Source organism: Dehalococcoidia bacterium (assembly GCA_025054935.1).
Taxonomy (GTDB): domain Bacteria; phylum Chloroflexota; class Dehalococcoidia; order SpSt-223; family SpSt-223; genus JANWZD01.
Genome location: JANWZD010000010.1, coordinates 1 through 24,480, shown reverse-complemented (window position 1 = coordinate 24,480; position 24,480 = coordinate 1). Strand labels below are relative to the sequence as shown.

Sequence of the window (24,480 nt, the reverse complement as noted above, 5' to 3'; positions counted from 1 at the left end):
GCTGGTCATCCTACTCTCTCTCGCGCGGCGGCACCACTGCCGCCGCGAGCGACCCGAGCAGAGCGACGGTGGCGCCGTGATTAAGGGGATGGAGCGGGCCCCCTTGAACGTCGCGGAGGTAGCGCTCCAAGGGCAGCCGCCGCCAGAGAGCGGCGGCGCCGGCGAGCTGAACGCACCGCTGCACGATCTCGACGGCCGTTCGGGTGACGATGTCTTTGGTGGCAACGAGGTCCGGAAAGGTGTCGGCAGTCCAGGCGGCCGGGTCGCGATGGCGGTGCGCGTTCCATTCCAGCATCGCTGAAGCGGAGCGGTGGAGAAGCGCAATCTCGGCGAAGGCGGCTTGGGTCGCTGGCGCGTCGATCAGTCGTTCCTGCCGCCCGACCGGCGTCCGGCTGGAGAGGAGGTCGTGCAGAGAGGCGAGAGCCGCGTCAGCGATGCCGAGATAGAGCGCCGCGAAGAGGGTGACGCCATAGCAGAAGAACCCGGTAGCGAGGTTGCCTCCGCCCGGCCGCGGACCGAAGTCATGCTCGGGGCTCCGGGCGACGACGTCGTCGTCGGCCACGAAGCAGCCGTCGAACAGCAGATCGTGGCTGGCGGTGGCACGCATCCCGACCGTGTCCCACGTCTCGAGGATCGAGAAGCCGGGCGCGTCGAGCCGAACGAGACAGCTGAGGCTTTCGCGCTCCGACCCCGCTGCCGTCACTGCCGAAACGACAGCCCAGTCAGCGATGAGGCAGCCCGTGCCGAACCCCTTCCGCCCGAACAGCCGCCATCCTCCCACGTCCCGCACAGCAACGGTCGGCGCGCGTCCCTCAAATTCCGGCGCGCCCGCGAACAAGCCGACGAAACGGTCGGCCGCGACCTCCTCGCGGAGAAAGCGGCGGCAGCGCTCGCTGCCGAGCCACGCGAAAGCGCCAGTGACCGCTAAATGCTGGGTCAGGATTAGAGCGGTGGAAGCGTCGCCCCCGCCGAGGATGCGCACTACCCCCGCCGCCGTGGCAAGGTCTGCGCCGAGGCCGCCGAAGTGCGCGGGCAGGGTAAGCCGATAGAACCCTGCGCGGCGCAGCGCAACGAGGTTCTCATAGGGGAAGCTTCCCGCTTGGTCGTGCTGCGCGGCGCGGCCGGCAAAGTCGGCTGCCAGCTGGCGAGCGGTCGCGAAGAGGGTGTGCTCCGCCATACCTCGCGTCCCGAGAAGGGTGATCGTCGTGAGCGCGCGCCGCCCTGCCCTCAGAAAAGTGGGAAGGGTGCACCACCCATGATACTGGAGCGTGAAGGAAGGAGGGCGCCGAGAGGAGGATCAACGGGGCGCGCTGCCCGCCGAGGGAGAACCGGTTAGGACGCCCGCAAGGCGGGCGCGGCCGCATGAACAGCCTAGTCGGGGCGCTCGACGACGAGGAAGCCGACCATTCCTAAGCGCTCGTGCCCGGGGACGGTGCAGACGACGCGGAAGGCGTCGGCGCCGGTGATGCGGAAGAAGCCGGAACGGGTCTGGCCGCCGAGCGCGGAGACATGAGCGTTCGCCACTCCGCGCACTACCCAGTCGTGGAGCACCGGGTCCTCGTTGCGGAGCACGACGCGAATGCGGTCACCTTCCCGCGCGCGAACGGTCATCACCGGCGGGTCAAAGCGGAAGTTCCGTGCTGTCACTTCGATGGTCGGGGCCGCCGCATTTGCCTGCCTCGTCCACGTCAATCCCCCGACGGCGAGCGCGATCGCTGCGCTCGCGATGCCGGCAAGGTAGCCGTAGTCAACCAGGCGGGCGCGCAGCGGCGGGTGCTGCAGTTCGCGCGCGGTGCGGGGGGGCTGGAACGAGCGGAGACGGAGCGAGTTCGTCACGACGGAGACACTCGACAGCGCCATTGCCGCGGCCGCGAAACCGGGATTGAGGAGGTCGCCGGTGAAAACGTAGAGGGCGCCAGCGGCAACCGGGATTAGAACGACGTTGTAGGCGAACGCCCAGAACAGGTTGCTCTTGATGGTCGTGACGGTCTTCCGGCTGAGCGCAATCGCGGTAGTCACCAGCCGCGGGTCGCCGCCGACGAGGGTAATATCGCTCGCTTCGAGGGCAACATCGGAGCCAGCCCCGATCGCGATGCCGAGGTCGGCCTGGGCCAGGGCCGGCGCATCGTTGATCCCGTCTCCGACCATCGCCACCACCTTCCCCGCGGCCTGCAGTTCGGCGACCTTTGCCGCTTTCTGCTCCGGCAAGACCTCGCTCATCACGTTGTCGATCCCCAGCTCTTTGGCAACGGCGGCGGCGGTCAGTTGGTTGTCGCCGGTGAGCATCCACACCTCGAGGCCGAGCGCGCGCAGCTGAGCGACGGCCTCTGTCGACTCAGGACGGATTTGGTCAGCGAGGGCGATCACGCCCGCTGCCTGGCCGTTCACGGCGACATACACCGGCGTCTTCCCGTCGGCGGCGAGCTTCTCCACCGGAGGCACGCCGGCAATCCCGGCGCGCTCCATGAGCCGGGCATTCCCGATCGCGACCGGCATGCCATCGACGGTGGCGAGCACGCCGTGGCCGGGAACAGCGCGAAACTCCTCGACGTCGAGGGTGAGGTCCAGATTGCGCTGGCGAGCGGCGGCGAGGATGGCTTGAGCAAGGGGATGCTCGCTTCCCATCTCCGCCACGGCGGCGATCTGGAGAACGCGCTCGGCGTCGAAGCCAGGGAGGGGCATGATCTCGGTTACGGCGAGCACGCCGCGCGTGAGAGTGCCGGTCTTGTCGAGAACGATTGCGCTCACGCTGCGTGCCTTCTCGAGGGCTTCCCCGCCGCGGATAAGAATGCCCATCTCCGCGCCGCGGCCGGTGCCGACCATGATGGCGGTGGGAGTGGCGAGCCCGAGCGCGCAGGGACACGCAATGATCAGCACCGAGACGCTCGCAACGACGGCATAGCTCAGTTTTGGCTCTGGGCCGAACAACAGCCACCCCACGAAAACGAGGGCCGCGATCGCGAGCACCGCCGGCACGAAATAGCTGGCGACGACATCGACGAGGCGCTGGATCGGCGCTTTCGATCCTTGGGCATGCTCGACCAGCTTGACGATCTGGGCGAGGGTCGTCTCTTGACCGACCTTCGTGGCGCGGAAGGTGAAGGTGCCGGTGGTGTTGATCGTCGCTCCAATCACGGGGTCCCCCGGTCCCTTTTCGACCGGCAACGGCTCGCCCGTCAGCATCGCCTGATTGACGGCACTTCGCCCCTCGATGACGATCCCGTCGACCGGGATCTTCTCCCCGGGCCGGACACGCACGATGTCGCCGACTTGGACGCGTTCCACCGGCACATCGATCTCCTGCCCGTCGCGCACTACTCGCGCTGTCCGCGCTTGGAGCCCCATGAGCGAACGGATCGCGCCGGCGGTCTTGCTCTTGGCGCGGGTTTCGAGATACTTCCCGAGGAGAACGAGGGCAATGATGATCAGGGCCGATTCGTAGTAGACCTCGCTCGCAATGCCCCACGCGTGGGCTTCGGCTTGGAAGAAGGTGATAAAGGCGCTGTATCCCCACGCTGCGAGCGTGCCAATCGCGATGAGCGTGTTCATGTTCACTTCGCGATTGAGCGCAGCGTGGAAGGCGCTGCCGTAAAAGCGCCACCCAGCGACGAATTGGACCGGTGTCGCCACGAAGAAATAGAGCGGGAAGAGATCCTCGTGATTCCACCGCCACCATGGGAGGTAGAACCAGTCGGGAGCGAACATCGCCGCCATCAGCGCCATCCCGACAGTGAAGCTGATGACGAATAAGGCGAACATCTGGCGAAGCTCAGCTTGCCGTTCCGCTTCCGCTTCCGCGAGCGGGTCAAGCGGCTCATCTCGCTCTTCGGGGAGCTCTGCGGCGACGCTGTAGCCTGCCGCTTCAACGGCGCGGACCAGTTCAGCGCGGCCGACGCGCTGCGGGTCGAAGCGGACAGTCGCTTGCTCCGTGGCAAGATTGACGGTCGCTGCCTCCACGCCCTCGACCTTGCTGAGCGCCTTCTCGATCCGCCGGACGCAGGCGGCGCAGGTCATCCCTCGGATCGGCAGCGTCAGCTGAACAGTCTCCTCTTTCACGCCGTAGCCCGCGCCTTCGATCGCGGCTTTCAGCTGATCAACGGTAGAGACGGCCGGGTCATACTGGACGGTGGCGCGCTCGGTCGCGAGATTGACGGCCGCGAAGGCGACGCCCGGCACGGCGCCGAGCGCGCGCTCGATCCGGCGGACGCACGCTGCGCAGCTCATGCCCGTCACGCCGAGGCTGATTTCTCGCAGCGGCGTGCGCTCTTCTCGCTGGTGAACGACGTTGCTCGTCATTCCTGCGCCCTCTTGGCCGGCTGTGCGTGGCGTCTCCGTTCGCGGCGGTCGCCCTCTGCTATCACTATACGACCTCTTTTGATCCCTCGCCTCATTCCTCTGGTGATAGGGCCCGAAACTGCTTCCGTGCTCTCGGGCTACAATGGCGCTACAGCGCCGCCTGCGGGGGAAGGAGCATGACGAAAACATTCGACTCGCTGTGTCTCAACGAGGGAGTGTGGGAGGGGGTCTGGACCTATTTTCGGCCGCCGACTGATGAGCAGCCGAGCCCGGAGGCCATCAATCAGCGCACCAGCACGCTCATCTTTGAGCGTCTGGGCCCCTCCCGCTTGCGCCAGACCAACCGCTACCACGGCCAAGGCGAACTCGTATGGGAATATGAGGACGCGGAGGAAGGCCTGCGCTGGTTCGAGATCAAAGGCGAGGAACGCAAGCCGGGCGACCCCAATTTCATCGCGGCTATTCGCCCGTTCTCGGGGGAAAACTGCTTCACCAGCGGGTATCTGCGCTTGATGGAAAACCTGCCGTTTATCAGCGAGCAGGGGATCGTGGTCGGCGAACGGAAACGCCGCGGGATGGTGATGTTCGATCGCGCGGGAGCGCCGGCGACGCTGATTGCGATCCGGGAGACCCGCAACGGCACGCTGGTTGACGATGACCATGCGGTCGTGACCGTCGACGACCTGCTCGGCGAGTGGTCGGGCGAGGCGCGGATGGTAACGGCTGCCGGTACTGAGGAGACGGCTCTTCCTGCGCGGCTGCTCGTCCGCCGGGAGGACGATCGCCTTCAGCTGGTAAGCGCTTTTGGTGACAATGCCGAGAGCGTGGCGGGGACGCTCGGCGAGGGAAGTGTCCGGCTTGAGAATGGCCACCGCCTCGTCTTCCTCCCTGGCCGGATCCTGCTTGGTTATCCGGAACAGATCCCAGCGAGCGGCAATCGCGCCTTTACGGTCAGCCTGTGGTGGTGGCCGGAGCCAACCCGGCTGCGGCGGATGGTGCGCGAATACGATGAAGACGGCGCGTGGCGGCGCACCCTGCTGACTGACGAGCGGCGGGGACGCTGAGATGACCAATCTCGGCGTCACCTTCTTTCCCCGCGGCGTCAGCGGTCCGCGTCCCCTCCTTGAACTGGCGAAAGAGCTCGAAGCCGAGGGCTTCGACCATTTTTTCGTCGTTGAGGGCGGCAACGACTCGATGACGGTGCTGGCGGGATTGGCGCTGGCAACGAGCCGAGCGCAGATCGGCTCGGGCATCGCCAATATTTACATTCGTCATCCCTATGAAATGGGGCTGGCTGCTTCGGCCGTCGAGGCGCTCTCAGGGGGGCGGCTGATCCTCGGTCTCGGCACGGCCCATCAGGTGACGAACGAGCAAGGGCTTGGTCTGCGGATGGACAAGCCGCTCAGCCGGATGCGCGACTTCGTGACGGCAGTGCGTGCCGTTCTCGACTCGGGCGGACAGCGGATCGAAGTGCGGACAGAGCGCTACCAGATCACAGGACCGGCCAATGCTTGGGCTCCGCGCCGCCGGGTGCCGATTATCCTCGCGGCGCTTGGCTACGGCAGCGTCCGCCTCGCTGCTCAGGTTGCCGACGGCGTCATTCTCTCTCTCGCGACGCTCGAGCAGATCCGAACGATCCGGCGCATCTTGAACGAGGAGGCGGCCGCCGCCGGCCGCGATGGCGCCGCGCTCCGGATCTACCCAATTGTCAACACGGTGCTGCGCCCGACCCAAGAAGAAGCGCTTCCGCTGCTGCGCGCTGCGGTAGCGGGCTACGCGCGGCTGCCGTTCTACCAGCGCGAACTGCGCGAGAATGGGGTTTCGATCGTTGACGGAACGATCCGCGATGAAGATGTGCTGCGGCTCGGCATCGCGGGCCCGCCGGAAGCGGCGCGGGAGCGGATCGCCGCCTATCGAGAGGCGGGTGCCGACGTCGTTTTGCTCAGTCCTGGCGGAGCCGAGCGTGACCCGGTCGCTGCCTACCGCGGGTATCTCGCACTCGCGGGGGCATGAGGGAGAGAGGAGGAACGATGGCGCAGCTGGTGATTGGCACTCCGGCCGGCGGCCGCGACACTGCCGCCGCAGTCGAAGACGCGCTCCGCAAGGAGCAGCACGGCTTCTCGGCGGTCTGGTTCACCGGCGGGTCAGGGCTCGACCCGGTCGGTCTCGCGATCGCGACGGCGCCGCGCCTTGCGCGCGCCCGCCTTGGCACGGGCATCGCGACGATGTGGGCGATGTCTCCTGTTGCGATGGCGCTGCTCGGCCAGATAGCGGCCCAGCTTTCGGGCGGCCGGTTTCGGCTGGGTATCGGGGTCGCCTCGGTGCTGGGCGCGGCGCGCTTCGGCGCGGCCTATGCCAAGCCGCTCGCGCACCTGCGCGAGTATGTGACGATTATCAAAACGCTCGTCGAGCGAGGCGAAGTTGACTTCGCCGGCCGCTTCTACCGCGCCCAAGCGCGGATCGCCTCTCCCACGCCGATGCCAGTGATGATCGCGGCGCTCGGGCCGGCAGCATTTGAACTCGCCGGCGAAGTTGCAGACGGGGCGATTAGCTGGATAACGCCCGCATCCTACATCCGCGAGATCGCTCGCCCGGCGGTGGAGCGGGGGGCGCAGCGGGCTGGTCGGCCTGCCCCGCCCATCGTCGCGCACGCGGTAGTGACAGTCTCCGCCGACCGCGAGGCGATCCGCGACGCTGTTCGTAAGCAGTTCAGCTTCTACGTTCGGCTGCCGCATTACCAGGCGATGTTCGCGAGCGCCGGCTACCCGGAGGCGCGCGACGGCGCGTGGAGCGATGCGATGATCGACGCTCTTGTCATTGCGGGCGGAGAAGAGGCTGTCGAGCGCGGGCTGCTTGACCTTGCGGCGTGGGCAAAGGGGGAGGTGCTGGTCTCCCCAATCGCCGGTCTTGAGGACGAGCGCACGCTCGCCCTCCTCGCGCGCCTCGCCGCGGTCTGACGAGAGCGCAGCCCGCTAGTCAAAAAGTTCTCGGACGATCGCTTCGTGCGCCTCTCTGCGCTCCTCGCAACTGAGCGTGGCAAGGTCACGGAACGTGCGGACAGCTCGGTAGAACTCGGGACCGTAGTTGCGGGTCTTGATGACAACCGGCATCGGCACGGCGTGGCCGAAAATAAGCGCCTGCTGTCTCGTCTCTAGACGCGCGAGCACCGACCGCAGTTCGCTCTTGCCAGAGGCGCCGGCAAGCACCGCATCGACATCCTTGTCGTTGTCGAGCAGGCAGCAGAGCCGGGTGCCGATTTGAGACAGCACCTCCTCGTCGATCCCGCTCGGCCGCTGATCGACGACGAGGAGGGTCACGTTGTACTTGCGCATCTCGCGGGCAATTTCGCCGAAGATCGTCTGGCTGGCGACGCGGGGATGGAGAAACTTGTGCGCCTCCTCGATGGTGATGACCAGCGGCCGCGGCTCTTCTCTTCCCTCCCCCAGCGCGCGTTCCATCGCGTCGACGTAGTGATGGTGGATGCGGCGCGTCAGGACGTTGGCGACGAGGATGTACGCCTCGAGTGAGCGGAACTTGCCGAACTCGATGACCACATTGACCCCCCTCGCCAGCCGGTCGAGGATCGCCCTCAGGTAGTCTGCCGGGGGTTCCCTCTTCAGGAAGTCGAACCGCGCGAGCTTTGACAGCTTCCGCCAGAGCGCGCCGACCGAGGCGGCATGGGCGCCGAGCCCGGCGGCAAGCTGCTGCCGGTCGGCGTCGGTGCTGGCCTCGAGCAGCGTGGCGAGCCAGCGCCTGCCGTACTGCCGCTCCAGCAGGTGCGTCGCCTCGATCATCGGGCCGCTCAGCCCGAGTGTCTCGGCCAGCAGTTCGATGTCCTCCGGCTCGATCTGGTCGTAGCCGATCGCGAGTTCAAAGTCGCACGGCGCGCCGCGGCGACGAGTGCTCGGCGGGTCGAGCGAGAAGATGCTCACCCGCTCTCCGAACAGCCGCTTCAGCCCCTCCGGCGGGGGGTCGCTCTCGCCGCTTCCCTGCCAGCCGTATTCGTTGTGCATGTCGAAAACGAGGGTAGCCGCGACCTGACGCTGGATGATCCCGGCGAGGAGCAGCCGCGTCAGGAAGGTCTTGCCGGTGCCGCTCTTGCCGAAGACGCCGACACTCCGCTCGACCAGCTTCGCGAGGTCGAGACAGACCTTCGTCTCCATGTCGATCGGAGTGCCGATTTCAAAGAACGAGCCTTCATCGCGGCCGAAGACGAGCGCAACATCCTCCTCGGCTGCCTCGCGGACCGGAGCGAAATGGCGCGGCACCGATTTGACCGGCTGCGGCCCGTCGAGGGCGCCGGTACGCCGGTCGAGCGTGAGCAAGGGCATGACTTCGATCACGCCGTAGACGCCGGCACCCGACCACACCTCGGCCAGCAGGTCGTCATCGAACGCAGGCGGTGCGGTGAGCGCTCGGCTGTCGAGCGCCGCAAGCCGCACGTCTGTGACAAGGCAGAAGAATCGCTTCGTCTCCCCCTCTACGACGACATAGGCGCCGACCTTCACCTCCTCCACCGAAACCGCCGGGTCGAGCTTGACCTCCACCCCCTCCTTGAGCGAACCGCCGATCACGACGCCAAGCTGTCGTTCCACGCTCATCCGCACATCCTCCGCAGAACTGCTCCAACGCGCACGGGGTCTCCGCGCAAAAGCACGACGAGTTCGCGGCCGGCGCGAACCGCCAACTCGCGCCGCTTCTCCTCCGAGGCGCGGTCGAGGGCATGCCGGATCGCCGCTGCTATCAATTCATCCACCGGCGCGGCGGTCGCAGTGCCGAGCACGATCGACAGAAAGTCGAGCTGGTGAAAGAACTGGCCGACAAGCTGGTCATCGGCTTGATAGAGAAAAGCGTGAACCCTCGGCGGCTGGGGCGGCAGATGCTGCCGGATGCGTCCATCCTGAATAAACCCCACTACCAGCGCTTGGATGTCCGTCCGCAGCAGGGTGCCGAGCTGGGGATGCTTCCGATAGACCTCTTCCTCGCTGCCAAGATCGCGCCCGCGCACGATCGCCGGACGCCCCGGGTCAACGCTCCCCGTGGTCTGAGCGTAGACGAGGCCGAGCACGTCGCGCTCGCCGTCAGAAGCGTAGACCAAGGAGCCGAACGGCGGCGGCCGATGCAGGTCATCGCAGGCGGCGGTGAATGCGGTGGTCGTCGCATGCAGCACTTCGCCGATCCGGTTAGCGGTCATGCGCTGCCTCCAACGCGTGGGCGAGGTCTCGCTTCAGGTCGCTGAGGTCCTCGATGCCGACCGAGAGGCGGACGAGGCGATCTCCAATTCCAGCCGCGCGGCGTTCCTCGGGAGAGAGCGAGCGGTGGGAAGCAAGGGCGGGAGAAGAAAGTTCGGTGACGAGGTCTCCCAGCGTCGTCGCGGGGAGGCAGAGCGCCAGCGCGTCGAGCAGACGCTCGACGGTCGTCAGCGTGCCGTCGGCGAGCTCAAAACTGATGATCGCGCCAAACCGTCCGCCGTCGAAAAGTCGGGCGGCGAGGGCGTGGTCGGGATGGGAGGGGAGCCCCGGGTAGGAGACCCGGCCGACGGCGGGATGCTCCTCGAGCCAGGCGGCGAGCGCGGCGGCGTTGCGGCATTGGCGGTCGAGCCGGAGGGCAAGCGTCCGCAGCCCGCGCAGCGCCAGCCACGCCTCGAAGGGGCCGAGCGCGCTGCCGGTGACGGCGCGGTGGCGGCGAACAGCGCCGATCAGCTCGCCCGCTCCGCAGACGATGCCGGCGAGAACATCGCCGTGACCGGCAAGGTACTTTGTGGCGCTGTGAACGACGAGGTCCGCCCCGTGCTCAAGGGGACGCACGAGCAGCGGCGTGGCGAGCGTGGCATCAACGAGAAGGCGCGCGCCGGCCGCATGGGCAGCATCGGCAAGAGCGGCGAGGTCGGCGACGCGAACGAGCGGGTTGGAGAGCGCTTCGACGAGAACGGCACGGACACGCTCCCCCCCGGCGAGCGCGGCGCGCGCGCGAACCGGGTCGTTCGCCTCAATCGCGAGCGGGCGAACCCCGAGCGGGGCGAGCGTTTCCAGCACCAGAGTGCGCGTCATGCCGTAACAATCGCGGGCAAAGGCGACCGTGTCGCCGGGACGAAGCGCGACAGCAGCGAGCGCGGCGTGGAGCGCCGCTTGGCCGCTAGCGAACGCGACTGCCTCGCCGCCCTCAAGGCTGCCCACGGCGTCTTCAAAGAGAGCGACAGTCGGATTGCTGTTGCGGCCGTAGATGAAGCGGTCGCCTGTCGCGAGCGCCCGGTCGAGGTCGCGCTGGCGCTCGAGCAGCCAGGTCACCGAGGCGTGGATGGGGGGCACGGTTGCCCGCTGGTCGAGCGGCGGGCGGGCGATGCCGGCGTGAGCGAGCCGGGTCTCGCGAGCGAGCTCAGACACCGCGCACCCGCTTACTCCGCGCCTTCGCGGTGCCGTCTTCCGGCAAGCCGGCGGCGACGAGGCATTCGGCGACGAGGCGCTGGAACATCTCGCGGTCCTCGGCGCGGATCACGGCGCGCTCGTGCGCTTCGATCAGCGCCTCGGGGTAGCCGTGCCCTCGCTGGATTTGGTCGAAGACGAGGGCGAGCGCAAGCTCGGTGCGCGCCGGGTCGCGGGCGACCCATTCCGGCATTTCGATGCGCGCTATCTCTTCGCCAGTGTGGAGATAGCAGAACCAGATGTCGGGGCCGGCATCCTCGGCGCCGGCGCGGCGGCCGCGGAAGAGGCTCGAGTGCTCCCCCGCACTAAGGAACGCTTGGAAGAGGGCGGCGTCCGAAGTGCCGGCCGTCCGGCAATCCCGCTCGTCAGGGTTGCTCGACGGGCAGTAGTGGCGACAGTCGCAGACGGGATGGGGGCACTCGGCGACGCGGAGCAGATTGGCGACAAACTCCAGCGATGGCGACGAGACATAGCCGACGAGCGCTGCTTGCCGGTTCTGGCAGGCGCGCTCGACGCGGGCGAGCGCCTCAGCGTAGCGCTCCAGCAGCGACGGGCCGCCTTGGGCCGAGCGAGCGCGGATGAAGCCTTTCACCCGCGGGTCGGCGAGCCCCCAGACAGTGAGGGGGTTGTCGACCATCGCGAGTGCCGGCAGTTCGAGCGGCAGCCGCTCGACGAGCGAGGCGATTCGCTCGAATTCTTCGATCGAGCGTTGGATGCCGAGCAGCTGTCCATCGAGGCGGCGAACGGTGTGGTCGTCAGGGTCGACGTAGGCGAGCGAGCGCGTCTCGAGGCTCGCTTCTGCCTTCAGTTCGCAGGCAGGCGCAGCGCCGTAGCGGAGGACCGCCCAGCCGATATTAATGACATAACAGCCGAGCGGGCTGTGGCGATCGATTTCGATCATTGAGCCGTCAGCGGCAACGACAGCGTAGTCGGAGGGAGCAGTGCGGATCGCGCGCCGCTCCGCGAGCTGCCCATGCAGTTCCGGCACCGGCAGGGTGAGCCGCTTTCCTGCGAGCGCGATCCGGTCCTCGATGCGAAAGAGCGGCGTGCTAGCCAAGAGCGTCGCGGCGCGCCGAGTCGCCCGCGAACGGGCGGCCGCGCGCTCCTGCAGTGTCTCGCGCAGCGTGCCGAGCTGCTCAGCGATCTGGGAGAGATCGAGCGTCATGCAAGCGAGTATACGGGCAGGCGAACGTTAGTTCAATCCGCTGGTGCAGATTCGAGCGCAATTGTCGGGACAGTGCTGCCGTGTGCCTGAGCAGCGTGCGGGCGAAGAGCAGGCTGCGCGAGAGGAGGGGTCAGTTCCCGGCAGTGACCCGGTAGTTGGGGGCGAGCCCCCACTCGCTCACCGGCCAGTAGGAGATCCAGGCTTTGCCGATGATCATCTCGCTCGGCACCATGCCCCAGACATGGCTGTCGCTTGAGTTGTCGCGGTTATCGCCGAGGACGAAGAAGTGGCCGGGCGGCACTTTCTCGGGACCAAAGTTGTAACTGGCGCGGTCACGCAAGTATGGCTCGTGCAGCCGTTGGCCGTTGATGTAGACGACGCCGTTGCGGATCTCGACGGTTTCGCCGGGAACCGCAATCACGCGCTTGACGAAATCGCGCGACGGCTCTTTCGGGAAGCGGAAGACGACGACATCTCCGCGCTCTGGCGCCTGGAACAGGTAGAACGGCCGGCCGTCAGGGCGTTGGAGGAAGGGGAGGAATTTGCCGAGGGTCTCGTTGTCGATGTGGAAATAGACTGCCTTGTTCACAAGGAGGAACTGGCCGGAATGGAGGTTCGGCTCCATGCTGGTGCCCTCGACCCGGTAGGGCTGCACGAGGCCGCGGACGACCAGGAAGATGATCAGGGTCAAAAGAATGGTTTCGATGATCTCCCGGAATGCCGATCGGACATCGATCGCGCTCCGACGTGGGACAGGCGCTTCTTCGGTCGTCACGTGATACCCCGCCAGCAGCGGCCAGGCACTGCCGTTTGCCTTCGCATTCGACGGGAACAGTATAGCCCAGCCCTTGCAGCGGGACCAGACAGCAGACCGATCGTGAGGAGGTTCTTTGCTGCTGCGTCTATGCTCCCAGCTCGCGATAGAGATAGACTGCGACTGCTAGGCCGACGAGGATGGCAAGCCAGAGCGCCTGCATTCCAAGCAGGAGTAGGAAGGCGGCCGTCACGACGACCGCGACCGCGACGACAAGCCAGTCGCTGAGAGAAAGGCGCCGCCACTTGCGGCGGACGGTCCGGTCGGCCAGCCACTCGCGAACGGCGTGGCCAAGCCCGCGTCCCCGCATGGGCACTGCGCCGCGGCGCCCACTAGCGCGGAAGGAGGAACGTCGGCGGTCAGTCATGACGCCGCAAGCGCGTGGCGCTCGATGGCGCGCGCTACCGAACGGGTGAGCCGTTCGCGGAAGATGGCCGTGTCGAAGGTGCGTGCCCAGCGGACGGCTTGGTCGGGGTCAAAAGGAAGGCGCTCCACGCGTTCGACTGCTTCGGCCAACGACTCTGCTGTCGGTTCGTGAAAGAAGACGCCGGTCTGACCGTCGAGCACCGTTTCGAGCGCGCCGCCCGCGCCGAACGCGACAACGGGGCGCCCTGCGGCTTGAGCTTCGACGGGGGTGATGCCGAAATCCTCCTCGCCGGGGAAGATAAGCGCTCGGCATTGGGCAAACAACCGCTCTACCTCACCTGCGGGAAGGCGGCCGAGGAAGCGGATCGTCGGTCCGGCAATCCGCTCGAGGGCAGGTCGGTCGCGGCCGTCGCCAACGATCCAGAGCGGTTTGCCGAGCAGATTGAACGCGCGGATCGCCAAGTCGACCCGCTTGTACGGGATCAAGCGCGAGACGATCAGGTAGTACTCCCCGACCTCGCGCTGAGGAGCGAACCTCGACGTTTCGACCGGCGGATAAATGACCTCGGCGTCACGACGATAGAACTTGCGGATGCGGGCAGCGATGGCGCGCGAGATCCCGATGAAGTGGTCGACGCGCTGGCTGGCCACGGCATCCCACAGGCGCAGCGCCGAGACGAGGATCGGAAGGAGCCGGCGCGCAACCCGTCCGACCCGCTCGCGCTCGAGATACTGCGGCAGCATCCAGCAGTAGCGAGGAGGGGTCAGGCAGTAGTTGATATGCACTGCTTCCGGGCGCGTCACCACGCCGTGACAAAATCCGCTGCTGTTGCTGATGACGAGGTCATACGCCGAGAGGTCGAACGACTCGAACGCCAAGGGATAAAGCGGCAAGTACGGCTGGTGGTGCCGCGTCACGCCGGGCAGCCGCTGCATGAACGAGGTGCGAATATCCCACTGCCGGTATTTGGGATGCATGAGGACGGGGTCGTACATCGAGGTATAGATGGGGGCGTCGGGATACAGTTCGTGCAGGACGTCGAGGACATTCTCGGCGCCTCCAGTCTGATTCAGCCAGTCGTGAACAATCGCGACGCGCACTCCGCTCGCTCCCTCGATGCCGGCGGCGCGGAGTATAGCAAGCGGGGAAGCGCGTCGCTCGTAAAGCGGCTTGCTATACTCGACCGGTTGTTGTTCTCACATCCAAGGAGCGGAGTAATGCCGGTCACTGTCGTCGTGGGGGTTCACTGGGGAGATGAAGGCAAGGGACGAGTCGTGGACCTCCTCGCGCGTGACTGCGATGTCGTCGCCCGGTACTCGGGGGGCGCAAACGCCGGCCACACGGTCATCAACGACCTCGGCGAATTCAAGCTGAAGCTGGTCCCTTCCGGGATCTTCAATCCCAACTGTCTCTGCGTGATCGGCAACGGCACGGTGGTCACTCCCGGCCTGCTCTTGGAGGAGATCGACGAACTGCGCGCCCGCGGCGTCTCGGTGGACAACCTGCGGGTGAGCGACCGCGCTCATGTGGTCTTCCCCTACCACGTGATCATCGAGGAGGCGGAGGAGCGCGCTCGCGGCCGCTTTGCCATCGGCACGACCCTGAACGGGATCGGCCCCGCCTACGGCGACAAGACCTCGCGCGATGGGATCCGCGTCGCGGAACTGATCCGGCCCGACCTGTTTCGGGAGCGGCTGGCGAACGTTCTCGAGCGCAAGAACGCGCTGATCACCCGCGTCTACGGCGGCACGCCGCTCGACTTTGAGGCGCTTTATGAGGAATATTGCGGCTACGCGGAGCGGCTGGCGCCCTTCGTCGCGGAAACAGGCGCCCTCGTGCGCGAGGTTGTCCGGCGCGGCGGGCGGGTGCTGCTCGAGGGAGCGCAAGCGACGCTCCTTGACCTTGACCTAGGCACCTATCCCTACGTCACCTCGTCGCACCCGACCGCAGCGGGCGCATGTCTCGGCGTCGGGCTCGGGCCGACGGCCGTCACCGACGTGATCGGGGTGGTCAAAGCCTACACGACGCGGGTGGGCGGCGGTCCGCTGCCGACGGAACTTCACGGCGAGCTTGGCGACCGGCTGCGCGAAATCGGCCACGAATACGGAACCCGGACGGGAAGGCCGCGCCGCTGCGGCTGGCTGGACGGCGTGCTGGGCCGCTACGGCTGCGATGTCAACGGCGTGACGAAGATCGCGATCACGCGGCTCGATATCCTCGATTCCTTCGCCGAGGTGAAGATCGCGGTGGCGTACGAACTGGATGGCCGCCGCATCGACACGTTGCCGGCAGATCTCGACGCCCTCGAGCGCTGTGTCCCGATCTACGAGACGCTCCCCGGCTGGCAGACGCCGACGACCGAAGCGCGGCAGTTTGCAGACCTTCCCCCGAATGCGAAACGGTACGTCGAGCGGGTTGGCGAGGTGCTCGGCGCCCCGGTCACGCTTGTCGGCGTTGGCCCGAGCCGGATGCAGGTCGTTTCGCTGTAGGCGGTCGCTCTCCTCCGGAGCGGTCGACAGACTGCAGCGCGCTGGCCGACGGGCAGACGAGGCTGCTGCCGAGGGGAGAACCCCCTCAGCAGCAGGGCAAGTAAGCGCGCGCCGCGCTACTTGACGCGGAAGGCCGAGTCGTAGTTCGGCTGGTCGGTCACGCGGAAGACGATCCCGCGCACCTCAGGCCGGTTCGCGGTGATCAAGTTGTAGGACAGGATCGGCACGTACGCCGGATCGTCGTACAGGATCTGGCCGAGCTGCTGAAGCAACTGCTCGCGCTTTGCCCGATCCATCTCTGTCTGCGCTTGGCGGAAGATCTCGTCGAAGCGCGGGTTGTTGTAGTGCTTGGTGCCCATCCCGTTCGACCCCGGGTTGGTCGAGAGGAACCAAGTGTAGGCGAAGGAGGCATCCATCGCCGGGCGGGTGACGATTTCGATGAAGAACAGCGGCTCGCGCTGAACGGTGCCGATGAACCGGTCGAGCACGCCGGTGCCGGGCGGGATAGCGACGATCTCGGCGTCGATGCCGACATCTTTCAAGTTCGCCTGCACGAACTGGAGGAGGGCCTGAGTGGTTGCGACTTGGGTGCGGCCGGACATCTGCGTCTTAAACCCGTTCGGGTATCCCGCTTCGGCGAGCAGGGCGCGCGCCCGTTGGGGGTCGTAGGGGTAGCTGCGGAGGGAGGGGTTGTAGCCGAACGTCTCGCGGGAGACTACTTGCCCGTCGGCGAGGTTCTGGAAGCCGCGATAGATGTTTTTGACGATCGCCTCGCGGTCGATCGCGTAGTTGATCGCGAGCCGGACGCGGCGGTCCATCGTCGGCGACCCCTCAATCACCGAGTCCATCCAGAAGCCCCAGATCTGGCCGACTGGCGTCGAACGCAGCTCCAGCCCTTCGCGGCGCAAGGTCTCGGCTTGGTCGGGCGCGATGTCGATGATCAGGTCGAGTTCGCCGGTGCGGATCCCGGCGACGCGAGCGGAGAGCTCGGGGATCGCGCGGATTGTCAGTTCGGTCAGAATCGGCTTGCGGGTCGGGTGCCCCTCAAAGGGAACGAGAACAACCCGATCCTCGGCGCGGAACTCTTTCAGCCGCCACGGCCCGCTCCCGACCGGCGCGGTGCGGAATTCGCCCGGACCGACCCGTTCGTAGTAGGCGCTCGGCAGGATCGGCACGTCCATGATCGCCCGCAGGAAGATCGGGTCGGGCTGCCTCGTGATGAGGCGGACGGTAGAAGCATCGACGACTTCTGCCTCTTGGTAGAGGGGGATGCGCGTGGCAATCGGAGAGCGGAGGGCAGGGTTGGTGTAATGGTCAAACGACCACTTGACATCCGCGGCGGTCACCGGGTCGCCGTTGTGCCACCGAGAGTTCGGCCGCAGCTTGAACTCCCAGGTTGTCGGGTTGACGAGGGTCCAGCTGGTGGCAAGCAAGGGCTCGGTGTTCTTGCCGGTCGGGTCGGCCCAGACGAGGGTTTCAAAAATCTCGTAGGCGCGGCCGATGTTGATCGTCGTCGGGTCGAGCGTCGACCAGATGCCGGCGTAGCCGACCGTGAGGCGCTGGTTTTCGGCGCGCTGCGGAGCGTCGCCCGGCGCTGCTCCGCCGGTCGGCGCGGTGGGGACGGTTGGAGCGCAGGCAGTGGCGATGGCGAGCGTCAGCAGGGGAACGGACCGGAGAAGAGACGCGCGCAACGACCCTCCTTCCCCGCCGGTTAGCCGTTTGCCCGGCGGTCTTTGCTACGCTGGTGCCGATTGGCACATAGCCTAGCAAGGATGTGCCAACAATGGCAAAAGCAGGAGGAACAATGGCGCGGGTTGGGCCGGTCTACGAGGCGATCGTCGGCGTTTCCGACCTTGCCGCCGCAGAGCGGTATTGGAACGAACTGGGCTACGAGCGCGTCGCCGCGGGGGTTCTCGAGGCGGACCAGGCGGAGACCCTCTATGGCTGGCGGAGCGCCGCGCGCGTGCTGCGGCTGCAGAACGGCGCGCATGCGGCGTACAGCCTTGTCCGGCTCGTCAACTGGGAGCGGCCGCGGCCGGGCCGTCCCGCAGATTTTCCCTGCATCTCCTACGGGATGCGCTGGTCGGCAGCGCTGGTCGACGGGGTGGTCGACCTCTACGACAGTTTCAAGGAAGGAGAGGCGGCCGGTGAAGGATGGAAAGTGAATGACCTCGTGCGCAGCTGGATGGGGCCGCAGGACTCGACACCGAGCTTCTTTCGCCGGCCGATCGTGATGCGCGAATTTTTAGTCACCGGCCCAGAGACCCGCCAAGTGTTCTTCGGCCGCACCGGCTTTACGCGGCCGGGCTACGGCCATACCTATCCGAGCTCACCCCGCGGCGTCGGGCCCTTCACTCATCATGGCGTGGTGCTGCCGCTCGAGACCGCCCTCGATTGGTTTACGGCGGCGCTCGGCTATGAGCGGCTGGCCTCGCACGACCTGCACGACGGCCGGGTCGGCGCGCGCGTTCATCTCGAGCTGCGGCCAGGCCAGCGTCTTCTCTACACGCGGCTGGTTGCTCCGGGGTTTGTGGAGGGGCAGCTGTTCACATTCCAGCCCTACTACCTCGCGCCCGATGCGCGCGCAGTCTGTCAGCCCGGCGCGCTCGGCATCACGTGGCATTCGTTCCGCACGGCCGACCTTGAGGGGGTGCTGGCCGATTCGCGGGCGCTTGGCTGCACCGTCGGCGCGCGCCGAGAGAATGAGTTCGGCGAGGAGAGCGCGCTGGTCGTCACGCCCGACGGCCTCGCATGGTCGCTCATCGTCCTACCCTAATCGGCTGCGGCTTCTCCCAGTCGGCAGAGTAAGACAGCGCGCTCCGTTCCGCTCTCTTCTGGGGACGTGGTATGCAGCGAGCGCACCGGGCGCTTCTTGCCGACGTGCCGGGCATTTTCCTGCTCACGACGCCGCGCTTTGTCGCCCATGGTCCCACCATCCAGCATGTTGAGCTGACGGCCCCGCTTCTCTCCCGGTTCGACCGCGTCTACCGCGCGCAATAACGCCCGCATCGAGTACGCTCGCTTACATCACAACTGCATGCCCTCGCATCGAGGATGGGTCGTGCTGGCCTTGGCAGGGCAGCGAGATACTCGCCCGTCATCTCACGGGCAAGGAGGGGAAATGGCATTGACTGCCCGGCGCGTGCTTGCCGAGTTTCTCGCCTGCGGCGTCACCCACATTGTCTGGCTGCCGGACAGCGAAGCCGGCGTGATGTACCGCGCGATCGTCGACACCCCGCAATTGACCCTCGTGCCGGTGGCGCGGGAAGGGGAGACGATCGCGATTGCAGCCGGCCTTCTGGTCGGGGGCGCGCGGCCGATTGTCCAGATGCAGAGCACCGGCTACTACGAATCCGGCGACTCGATCCGCGGGCTGGCGCTCGATTTAGGGCTGCCGCTTCTCATGATGATCGGCTACCGCGGCTGGAAAGAGAACGGTCCGCTCACCGACTCGGCGGCGCGCTTCCTTGAGCCTTCCCTGAAGACGTGGGGCATTCCCTATTCTCTCGTCGTCGACGATGCGCACGCCGAACGCATCTCGGCAGCGTATCGGCAGGCGCAGGAGCGAGGCGGGCCAGTGGCGGTCCTAGTCGGCGCGGAGTATGAGTAATGGGCCCAGCACTGGAGGCGGTCCGTGCCATCGCCGCGGCACGAACCACCCAAGTAGTGGTGACGACGATGACGGCGATCTTTCAGTGGGACGATGTCGTCGGCGATGACCCGCTGCATCTCCCGCTTATCGGCTGTATGGGCAAAGCGTCGTCGTTGGCGCTCGGGATCGCGCTGGCGCGGCCGGACATCCAGGTGCTCTGCCTGGATGGAGACGGCAGTCTGCTGATGAATCTCGGGAGCTTGGCGACGATTGCTCAAGCGCAGCCGGCAAACCTCGTCCATTTCGTCTTTGAAAACCGGGCGTACAACATCACCGGCGGGCAGCCGATCCCCGCGGCAGGACGCCTCGACTTTGCGCTGCTGGCGAAAGCGGCCGGCTACCCCCGCGCCTATACCACGGAAAGCGCTGACCAGCTGCGGGCGCTGCTGCCGGAGATCCTTGCCGGGGCTGGGCCAACCTTCGTCTGCCTGCGCGTCGCGCCGGCGGGGCCGCAGCCGGCGATCCAGCACGGCCGCATGAAGCGCCAGCTGGCTGTCGTGCAGAAGGCGCTTGCGGAGCGCCAATGATGCGGATCTGGTACCAGTATCCTGCCCCCCTGATGGGGATCCGCGGCGCGGTCTTTGAACTGCTGGAGACCGTCTTCGCTCGGGTCAAACGCCCTGACACGACGATCGATCTCCGCACTCCGAAACGCGGGGGGCGGGCGTCGCTCTGGCCGTATGAGTACTTCAAGTTTTATGCCGCTCGCGAAATTTTCGAGACGATCCAGCGCGCTGAAGCGGAAGGGTATGACGGGGTGCTGATCGGCCAGAGCGCCGAGCCCGCCCTGACCGAGAGCAAAGAGCTGCTCCACATTCCCGTCACCGGGATTTTCGAGAGCGCGATCCATCTCGCGAACCAGCTGGGCGAGCGTTTTGCGCTGGTGACGATCCCCTCGCCGTCCGGGGTGCGCCCGGGCAAGCATGTGCTCCCGCTCCTACGGAACGTCCGCAAATACGGGCTCGAAGGCCGGCTGGTCGGCTGGAGCGAGATCGGGATGTCCGCGGCAGCGTTCAATGCCGCGATCGCGAGCGGCGCGCGGGCCGCCGTGCATGAGGCGTTTTTCGAAGCGGCGCGGGGGCTGATTGAGCGCGGCGCGGAGGTGATCGTCCCTGCCGAGACCCTGCTTTCTGTCGCGCTCGCGGTCGACGGGATTGTCGAGGAGCCAGCGAGCGGGGCGGCCGTCGTTGACCTCGTGACAGCGGGGATCAAGAACCTCGAGATGCTGATCGAACTTCACGAGAAAACCGGGCTTCTGCGAAGCCGCTCGCTCAGTTATGCCCGACCGCGCGATGAGGAGATCGCGGAAACTCGCGCCGCCTTTGGGCTTCCCAGAATCGGAGAGGCATCATGGCCATCCTCTATGAAACGCGGGGACGCATCGCCTACCTGACGATCAATCGGCCAGAGAAGCGTAATGCGGTCGATTTCGAAACGCAGCGCGAACTGGACGAGGCGATCGCTACCTTCGACCGCGATCCCGACCGCTGGGTTCTGATCCTCACCGGGGCAGGCGACCAGGCGTTTTCGGCGGGCGGGGATTTGAACGACTGGCAAGGGGTGTGGGCGCGCGGAGAGGTAAGACGACCCGCTCTCGAACCGGAGACATGGAAGCCGGTGATTGCAGCGATCAATGGGGTTGCTGTCGGCGGCGGGGTGGAGCGCGCGTTGCGCTGCGATTTTCGGATCGCGGCCGAGCATGCCCGCTTCCGCTTCTCAGAAGCCAGCATGAGCCTGATCCCGCCGGTGGGCGTGCTCCTGCTTCCGCGCCTGATCGGCTATGCCCATGCGCTCGAGGCGCTCGCCCTCGGCGACTGGATCACGGCAGCCGATGCCTATCGCATCGGCTTGGTCCATCGCGTTGTGCCGAGCGGCGAACTGCTGGACGCCGCCACAGCCTATGCCGAGAGGCTGTGCGCCAACGGGCCGCTGGCAGTGCGCGCGATTAAGGAGATCCTCTGGTCGACGCTCAGCCTCCCGCTCGAGGCTGCTGCCCGCCTCAGCCACCTCGCCTATCAGCGGCTGCTTGCGACCGACGATGCCAAAGAGGGGCCTCGCGCATGGATGGAGCGCCGACCGCCGCGGTTCCAAGCGCGCTGACGACGCCTCCTCTTCCGCGCGCTCAGGAGCGGCCGGCTCTTCCCCCAAATCAAAGCGGGGTCGCCGCCTCCTGCTCTGCGCGTGACGCGCCCTGCTCGTCGCTCGCGACCACGGTTGCCAGCGGAGGCCGGGCACGGCGGAGTGAGCCGAGGGGGGCGCGCTCGACACCGGCGCAGTGAGGAGCCCCCTCGTCAGTCGCTCCGCCCGCGCGCTCATGTCCGGCCGGCGCAACGAGAGAGCGACCGCCGCGGCTGAGGAGACAATGCCTTCGTCGATGAGTGCGGCTGGCCTGCAGGCTGCCTCTTGCACCCTCTAGTGAGCCCTCGTCTGCGCCGCTTGAAAAGATGCGGAATGGCGACGCGCTGAAAGCGGTATAGTTGCTCCTGTACTCGTCAGGACCCTCTTTTCGGAGACTCGCCGATGAAGATCGCCGTGTTCGGCGCTAGTGGACGAACCGGAAGGCTGGTCGTTGACCAAGCATTGGCGGCAGGACACGAGGTCGTTGCCTTTGTCCGCGATCCTGCCAAGCTCCCGCTTCGCCACGAGCGGCTTACGCTCGTTCAAGGCGACGTGACGGATCTCGACGCGGTCCGTCGCGCCGTCGCGGGCGTCGACGCGGTCATCGCCGCCCTCGCGCCAAGACGCGAAGGACCGAAAGAGGCGGTTTCGCGCGGGATCGCGAATATCCTTGCCGCGATGCAGGAGGCTCGCGTCCGGCGGATCGTCATCTCTTCCGGTGCCGGTGTTCCCGACCCCAAGGACCCTCCCAGCTTCGCCACTGCTGTTATCCGCTGGCTGCTTCGGCGCATTGCCCGCCCGGTGATCGAGGACGCGGCGCGGGCGGTAGCGCTGCTGCGGGCGAGCGACCGGGACTGGACGGTGATCCGCGCCCCCTTCCTCGTGGATGGCCCGCGGACCGGCCGCTATCGGCTTGGCTATTTCGCGGCTGGATTTGGGGCCCGCATCTCGCGCGCTGACCTCGCGGACGCGCTTCTCAAAGCAGTGGATGACCTGACGCTGGTCGGCAGCGCGCCGATCATCGCTTCCTGAGAGATTCTGGGGGAGGCGCTACGTCAGCGGGACTGTGGCCGCATCGTAGCTGTAGAGGACATCGTTGGCGGCGCGGCGCTCAGCCGAGATCTCGTCGGCAGGCGCTTGCTTGTGATAGAGCTGTCCGAAGAAGCGAGAACGGACCTGCACCCAGCCTCCTCGCTCTTTCCGTGCGCGTTCGTACAAAGCGAGCGCCTCATCGGGGCGTGCCGCTTGGGCGAGGGCACGGCCGAGGACAACTGCGTCTTCGAAGGAGAGCGCGGCGCCCTGCGCCATAAACGGCGTCGTTGGGTGAGCGGCGTCGCCGAGCAGCGCAACCCGGCCGCGCACCCAAGCGGGCAGGGGGTCGCGGTCGAACAGCCCCCACTTGAAGATCCGGTCGTGAGGCGTCTGCTCGACCAGTTCGTGGTAGCGCGGGTGCCAATCGCGAAATTCGTGGAGCAGCTCGTCTTTGGTTGCCGGCACCGACCACCCTTCCGCCGTCCAGCTTCCGCTCTCGGGGATAGCGACGTAGTTCAGGAACGCTCCTTTCTTGACGGTGTACATCACCCAATGCTGGCCTGGTCCGAGGGTCGTCGAGGTGTCGGCGGTTCGGTATTCCGGGCCGAGGCGGTCGATCGGCACCATGCCCCGATAGGCGACATGCCCGGAGAAGTTGGCGGCCTTCCAGCCAAACACCTTCTCGCGAACGAGCGACTTGATGCCGTCCGCTCCGACGAGAAGGTCGCCGGTCACGCGGGCGCCGTTGGCGAAAACGGCGCTCACTTTGCCGTCGTGCTGCTCAACGTCGACGAGCATATGGTTCAAGTGCAGGATGCCAGGCGCTCGGGCAAGCAGCGCCTCTTTGAGGGCGTCTTGGAGGTCTGCTCGATGGATCGTCAGATAGGGGCCGCGGTAGCGCCGCTGAAACTCCTCGTCGTAGGCGACCGTGGAGATGATCTCCCCAGTGCGATAGTCGCGGTAATGCGTCGCCCCGGGGCGCTGCGCCTTTGCGTCCACGGGGTCGAAGACGTCGAGCGCCATGAGCGCGCGGCACGCGTTTGGGGTCAGCATGATCCCGGCGCCGACCTCCGAAAGCTCGGGAGCCTGCTCATAAATCTGGGCGGGGATACCGGCGCGCTGGAGCGCGAGACCGAGCGCCAAGCCCCCCATCCCGGCGCCGATCACGATCACGTCGAGCTCTTTCATCTCCCTGCCTCACCTGGCCTTCTGCCCTGCTGTCACCCATTATCCCGTATCTGCCTCGGCCTGGCATACTGCTGCTGATGCGGCGCGCCGGCGCTGCCGCTGTGCGAGGAGGATGGAGGATGCCGTCACCAAAAGATGTCGTTTGGCCCGTTGCTCAGAGCAGTATCACCGTCAGTTGGGATCCGGACTCGACACGGCTTGGGCAAGGGGCGCGGCGCTCCGCGGGCTATCACCAAATCCATATCCCCTACGAGCCGCTGACCACCCCGCGGATCGCCGAAGACGCCGAGGGCGTCCGCTATCCTGTCGCGACAGATCTCCAGCCGAGGCTGGCGGTCAGCTGGGAGCCGGCAAATGATTACCGCACCTGGACCTTCCGGCTGCGCCGCGGCGTGAAGAGCAATTGGGGCAACGAACTGACCGCCGAGAGCGTTCGCTGGAGCTGGGAGCGGGTGTACCACCTGCAAAAAGTGGGCTATTGGCGCTCCAATCACCTCGCCGGCCTTCGCTCGATCGACGACCTGGAAGTGCTCGACGACTATACCCTCCGCTTCAATCTCGGACGCTCCAATCCAGAGTTCGCCGCATACACCTCCTTCGCCACTAATAACATCGTCGATGCCGCTGCTGCCAAGCTGCACGCCACCCCAGCAGACCCCTGGGCGGTCGAATGGCTGTCGGACAATATCGCCGGCTTCGGCGCGTTCACACTCGAGCGACGAACCGCCGACACGCTGCACTTTCGCGCTCGGGACGACTACTGGGCGGGACGGCCGGGGATCGACACGGTCACGATGGTCGGCGTCGCCTGCCGCAACGACGCGATGCGGCTTGTTGAACGAGGGGAAGCCAATTTCCTCCCCGGACTGTATCCGGAGGAGTTCGCGCGCTTTGCGGGCCGCCCCGGCTACCGCCTCATCCGCGTCCGCGCCAATCA

Annotated in this window: 22 protein-coding genes and 1 pseudogene; 12 read left to right on the top strand and 11 right to left on the bottom strand. The window is 66.6% G+C overall.

From position 1 onward, the window contains the following. Positions 1-10: 10 nt before the first annotated feature. Both NZ773_11265 and NZ773_11260 read right to left on the bottom strand, forming a co-directional pair. On the bottom strand, positions 11-1,177 hold the full coding sequence (locus tag NZ773_11265; GenBank protein ID MCS6802503.1) for an acyl-CoA dehydrogenase family protein: 1,167 nt from the start codon (positions 1,175-1,177) through the stop codon (positions 11-13). 620 nt (positions 1,178-1,797) lie between these two features. Continuing rightward, positions 1,798-4,296: pseudogene (locus tag NZ773_11260) on the bottom strand (heavy metal translocating P-type ATPase). A gap of 176 nt (positions 4,297-4,472) precedes the next feature. Here NZ773_11260 and NZ773_11255 point away from each other — a divergent pair. The 3 genes from NZ773_11255 to NZ773_11245 are packed head-to-tail and all read left to right on the top strand — an operon-like array spanning position 4,473 to position 7,253. Then, entirely contained in the window at positions 4,473-5,360 is an 888-nt protein-coding gene (locus NZ773_11255; protein MCS6802502.1) for a DUF3598 family protein, read from the top strand. 1 nt (position 5,361) lies between these two features. After that, complete coding sequence (locus tag NZ773_11250) at positions 5,362-6,309, top strand: LLM class flavin-dependent oxidoreductase (GenBank protein MCS6802501.1); 948 nt, start codon at positions 5,362-5,364, stop codon at positions 6,307-6,309. A 17-nt stretch (positions 6,310-6,326) separates the two neighbouring features. Continuing rightward, on the top strand, positions 6,327-7,253 hold the full coding sequence (locus NZ773_11245) for an LLM class flavin-dependent oxidoreductase (protein MCS6802500.1): 927 nt from the start codon (positions 6,327-6,329) through the stop codon (positions 7,251-7,253). Between the two features lie 15 nt (positions 7,254-7,268). Here NZ773_11245 and NZ773_11240 read toward each other — a convergent pair whose 3' ends face one another. From NZ773_11240 to NZ773_11210, 7 genes are all read right to left on the bottom strand, one after another. Beyond that, positions 7,269-8,897 (bottom strand): ATP-binding protein, encoded by a 1,629-nt coding sequence (locus NZ773_11240; protein ID MCS6802499.1) that lies wholly within the window; start codon positions 8,895-8,897, stop codon positions 7,269-7,271. Continuing rightward, positions 8,894-9,490, bottom strand: a complete 597-nt coding sequence (locus tag NZ773_11235) for a hypothetical protein (protein MCS6802498.1) — start codon at positions 9,488-9,490, stop codon at positions 8,894-8,896. The genes NZ773_11240 and NZ773_11235 overlap by 4 nt, the downstream gene beginning before the upstream one ends. Beyond that, entirely contained in the window at positions 9,480-10,679 is a 1,200-nt protein-coding gene (locus tag NZ773_11230; protein ID MCS6802497.1) for a PLP-dependent aspartate aminotransferase family protein, read from the bottom strand. Before NZ773_11230 ends, NZ773_11235 begins: the two co-directional genes overlap by 11 nt. Further along, complete coding sequence (locus NZ773_11225) at positions 10,672-11,883, bottom strand: DNA double-strand break repair nuclease NurA (protein ID MCS6802496.1); 1,212 nt, start codon at positions 11,881-11,883, stop codon at positions 10,672-10,674. Before NZ773_11225 ends, NZ773_11230 begins: the two co-directional genes overlap by 8 nt. Positions 11,884-12,013: 130 nt before the next feature. Then, positions 12,014-12,658, bottom strand: a complete 645-nt coding sequence (gene lepB, locus NZ773_11220; protein MCS6802495.1) for a signal peptidase I — start codon at positions 12,656-12,658, stop codon at positions 12,014-12,016. Between the two features lie 127 nt (positions 12,659-12,785). Beyond that, positions 12,786-13,007 carry a hypothetical protein gene (locus NZ773_11215; GenBank protein MCS6802494.1) on the bottom strand — a complete coding sequence of 74 codons (222 nt, stop codon included), beginning with the start codon at positions 13,005-13,007 and terminating at the stop codon, positions 12,786-12,788. 53 nt (positions 13,008-13,060) lie between these two features. Further along, positions 13,061-14,164, bottom strand: coding sequence for a glycosyltransferase (locus NZ773_11210; protein ID MCS6802493.1), 1,104 nt, complete (start codon positions 14,162-14,164; stop codon positions 13,061-13,063). Between the two features lie 117 nt (positions 14,165-14,281). Here NZ773_11210 and NZ773_11205 point away from each other — a divergent pair, with 117 nt between their 5' ends. After that, positions 14,282-15,553, top strand: coding sequence for an adenylosuccinate synthase (locus NZ773_11205; GenBank protein ID MCS6802492.1), 1,272 nt, complete (start codon positions 14,282-14,284; stop codon positions 15,551-15,553). 116 nt (positions 15,554-15,669) lie between these two features. Here NZ773_11205 and NZ773_11200 read toward each other — a convergent pair whose 3' ends face one another. Then, entirely contained in the window at positions 15,670-17,244 is a 1,575-nt protein-coding gene (locus NZ773_11200; protein ID MCS6802491.1) for an ABC transporter substrate-binding protein, read from the bottom strand. A gap of 92 nt (positions 17,245-17,336) precedes the next feature. On the opposite strand from NZ773_11200, the gene NZ773_11195 reads away from it, so the two are divergent. From NZ773_11195 to NZ773_11165, 7 genes are all read left to right on the top strand, one after another. Further along, positions 17,337-18,329: a hypothetical protein gene (locus NZ773_11195; protein ID MCS6802490.1), complete on the top strand. Its 993-nt coding sequence runs from the start codon at positions 17,337-17,339 to the stop codon at positions 18,327-18,329. A 71-nt stretch (positions 18,330-18,400) separates the two neighbouring features. Further along, entirely contained in the window at positions 18,401-18,553 is a 153-nt protein-coding gene (locus NZ773_11190) for a hypothetical protein (protein ID MCS6802489.1), read from the top strand. 121 nt (positions 18,554-18,674) lie between these two features. Beyond that, positions 18,675-19,163 carry a hypothetical protein gene (locus tag NZ773_11185; protein ID MCS6802488.1) on the top strand — a complete coding sequence of 163 codons (489 nt, stop codon included), beginning with the start codon at positions 18,675-18,677 and terminating at the stop codon, positions 19,161-19,163. Then, positions 19,163-19,732, top strand: coding sequence for a thiamine pyrophosphate-dependent enzyme (locus NZ773_11180; protein MCS6802487.1), 570 nt, complete (start codon positions 19,163-19,165; stop codon positions 19,730-19,732). The genes NZ773_11185 and NZ773_11180 overlap by 1 nt, the downstream gene beginning before the upstream one ends. After that, a complete protein-coding gene (locus NZ773_11175) occupies positions 19,729-20,598 on the top strand; it encodes an aspartate/glutamate racemase family protein (protein MCS6802486.1) in 870 nt (289 codons plus the stop codon). The genes NZ773_11180 and NZ773_11175 overlap by 4 nt, the downstream gene beginning before the upstream one ends. Further along, entirely contained in the window at positions 20,556-21,305 is a 750-nt protein-coding gene (locus tag NZ773_11170; protein MCS6802485.1) for an enoyl-CoA hydratase-related protein, read from the top strand. The genes NZ773_11175 and NZ773_11170 overlap by 43 nt, the downstream gene beginning before the upstream one ends. A 420-nt stretch (positions 21,306-21,725) precedes the next feature. Then, positions 21,726-22,355: an SDR family oxidoreductase gene (locus tag NZ773_11165; GenBank protein ID MCS6802484.1), complete on the top strand. Its 630-nt coding sequence runs from the start codon at positions 21,726-21,728 to the stop codon at positions 22,353-22,355. An 18-nt stretch (positions 22,356-22,373) separates the two neighbouring features. Here NZ773_11165 and NZ773_11160 read toward each other — a convergent pair whose 3' ends face one another. Next, positions 22,374-23,543: an FAD-dependent monooxygenase gene (locus tag NZ773_11160; GenBank protein MCS6802483.1), complete on the bottom strand. Its 1,170-nt coding sequence runs from the start codon at positions 23,541-23,543 to the stop codon at positions 22,374-22,376. Positions 23,544-23,662: 119 nt separating this feature from the next. Here NZ773_11160 and NZ773_11155 point away from each other — a divergent pair. Further along, positions 23,663-24,480, top strand: an 818-nt coding sequence (locus NZ773_11155; GenBank protein ID MCS6802482.1) for an ABC transporter substrate-binding protein, incomplete at its 3' end; no start/stop codon positions are given.

What these genes read in the sequence shown, in the direction of transcription:
- NZ773_11245 (MCS6802500.1), top strand. Translation starts at nt 6,327, where the DNA reads ATGGCGCAGCTGGTGATTGGCACTCCGGCCGGCGGCCGCGACACTGCC.
- NZ773_11185 (MCS6802488.1), top strand. Translation starts at nt 18,675, where the DNA reads ATGGCATTGACTGCCCGGCGCGTGCTTGCCGAGTTTCTCGCCTGCGGC.
- NZ773_11225 (MCS6802496.1), bottom strand. Translation starts at nt 11,883, where the DNA reads ATGACGCTCGATCTCTCCCAGATCGCTGAGCAGCTCGGCACGCTGCGC.
- NZ773_11180 (MCS6802487.1), top strand. Translation starts at nt 19,163, where the DNA reads ATGGGCCCAGCACTGGAGGCGGTCCGTGCCATCGCCGCGGCACGAACC.
- NZ773_11235 (MCS6802498.1), bottom strand. Translation starts at nt 9,490, where the DNA reads ATGACCGCTAACCGGATCGGCGAAGTGCTGCATGCGACGACCACCGCA.
- NZ773_11160 (MCS6802483.1), bottom strand. Translation starts at nt 23,543, where the DNA reads ATGAAAGAGCTCGACGTGATCGTGATCGGCGCCGGGATGGGGGGCTTG.
- NZ773_11165 (MCS6802484.1), top strand. Translation starts at nt 21,726, where the DNA reads ATGAAGATCGCCGTGTTCGGCGCTAGTGGACGAACCGGAAGGCTGGTC.
- NZ773_11265 (MCS6802503.1), bottom strand. Translation starts at nt 1,177, where the DNA reads ATGGCGGAGCACACCCTCTTCGCGACCGCTCGCCAGCTGGCAGCCGAC.
- NZ773_11240 (MCS6802499.1), bottom strand. Translation starts at nt 8,897, where the DNA reads ATGAGCGTGGAACGACAGCTTGGCGTCGTGATCGGCGGTTCGCTCAAG.
- NZ773_11250 (MCS6802501.1), top strand. Translation starts at nt 5,362, where the DNA reads ATGACCAATCTCGGCGTCACCTTCTTTCCCCGCGGCGTCAGCGGTCCG.
- NZ773_11205 (MCS6802492.1), top strand. Translation starts at nt 14,282, where the DNA reads ATGCCGGTCACTGTCGTCGTGGGGGTTCACTGGGGAGATGAAGGCAAG.
- NZ773_11215 (MCS6802494.1), bottom strand. Translation starts at nt 13,007, where the DNA reads ATGCGGGGACGCGGGCTTGGCCACGCCGTTCGCGAGTGGCTGGCCGAC.
- NZ773_11255 (MCS6802502.1), top strand. Translation starts at nt 4,473, where the DNA reads ATGACGAAAACATTCGACTCGCTGTGTCTCAACGAGGGAGTGTGGGAG.
- NZ773_11175 (MCS6802486.1), top strand. Translation starts at nt 19,729, where the DNA reads ATGATGCGGATCTGGTACCAGTATCCTGCCCCCCTGATGGGGATCCGC.
- NZ773_11170 (MCS6802485.1), top strand. Translation starts at nt 20,556, where the DNA reads ATGGCCATCCTCTATGAAACGCGGGGACGCATCGCCTACCTGACGATC.
- NZ773_11195 (MCS6802490.1), top strand. Translation starts at nt 17,337, where the DNA reads ATGGCAAAAGCAGGAGGAACAATGGCGCGGGTTGGGCCGGTCTACGAG.
- NZ773_11190 (MCS6802489.1), top strand. Translation starts at nt 18,401, where the DNA reads ATGCAGCGAGCGCACCGGGCGCTTCTTGCCGACGTGCCGGGCATTTTC.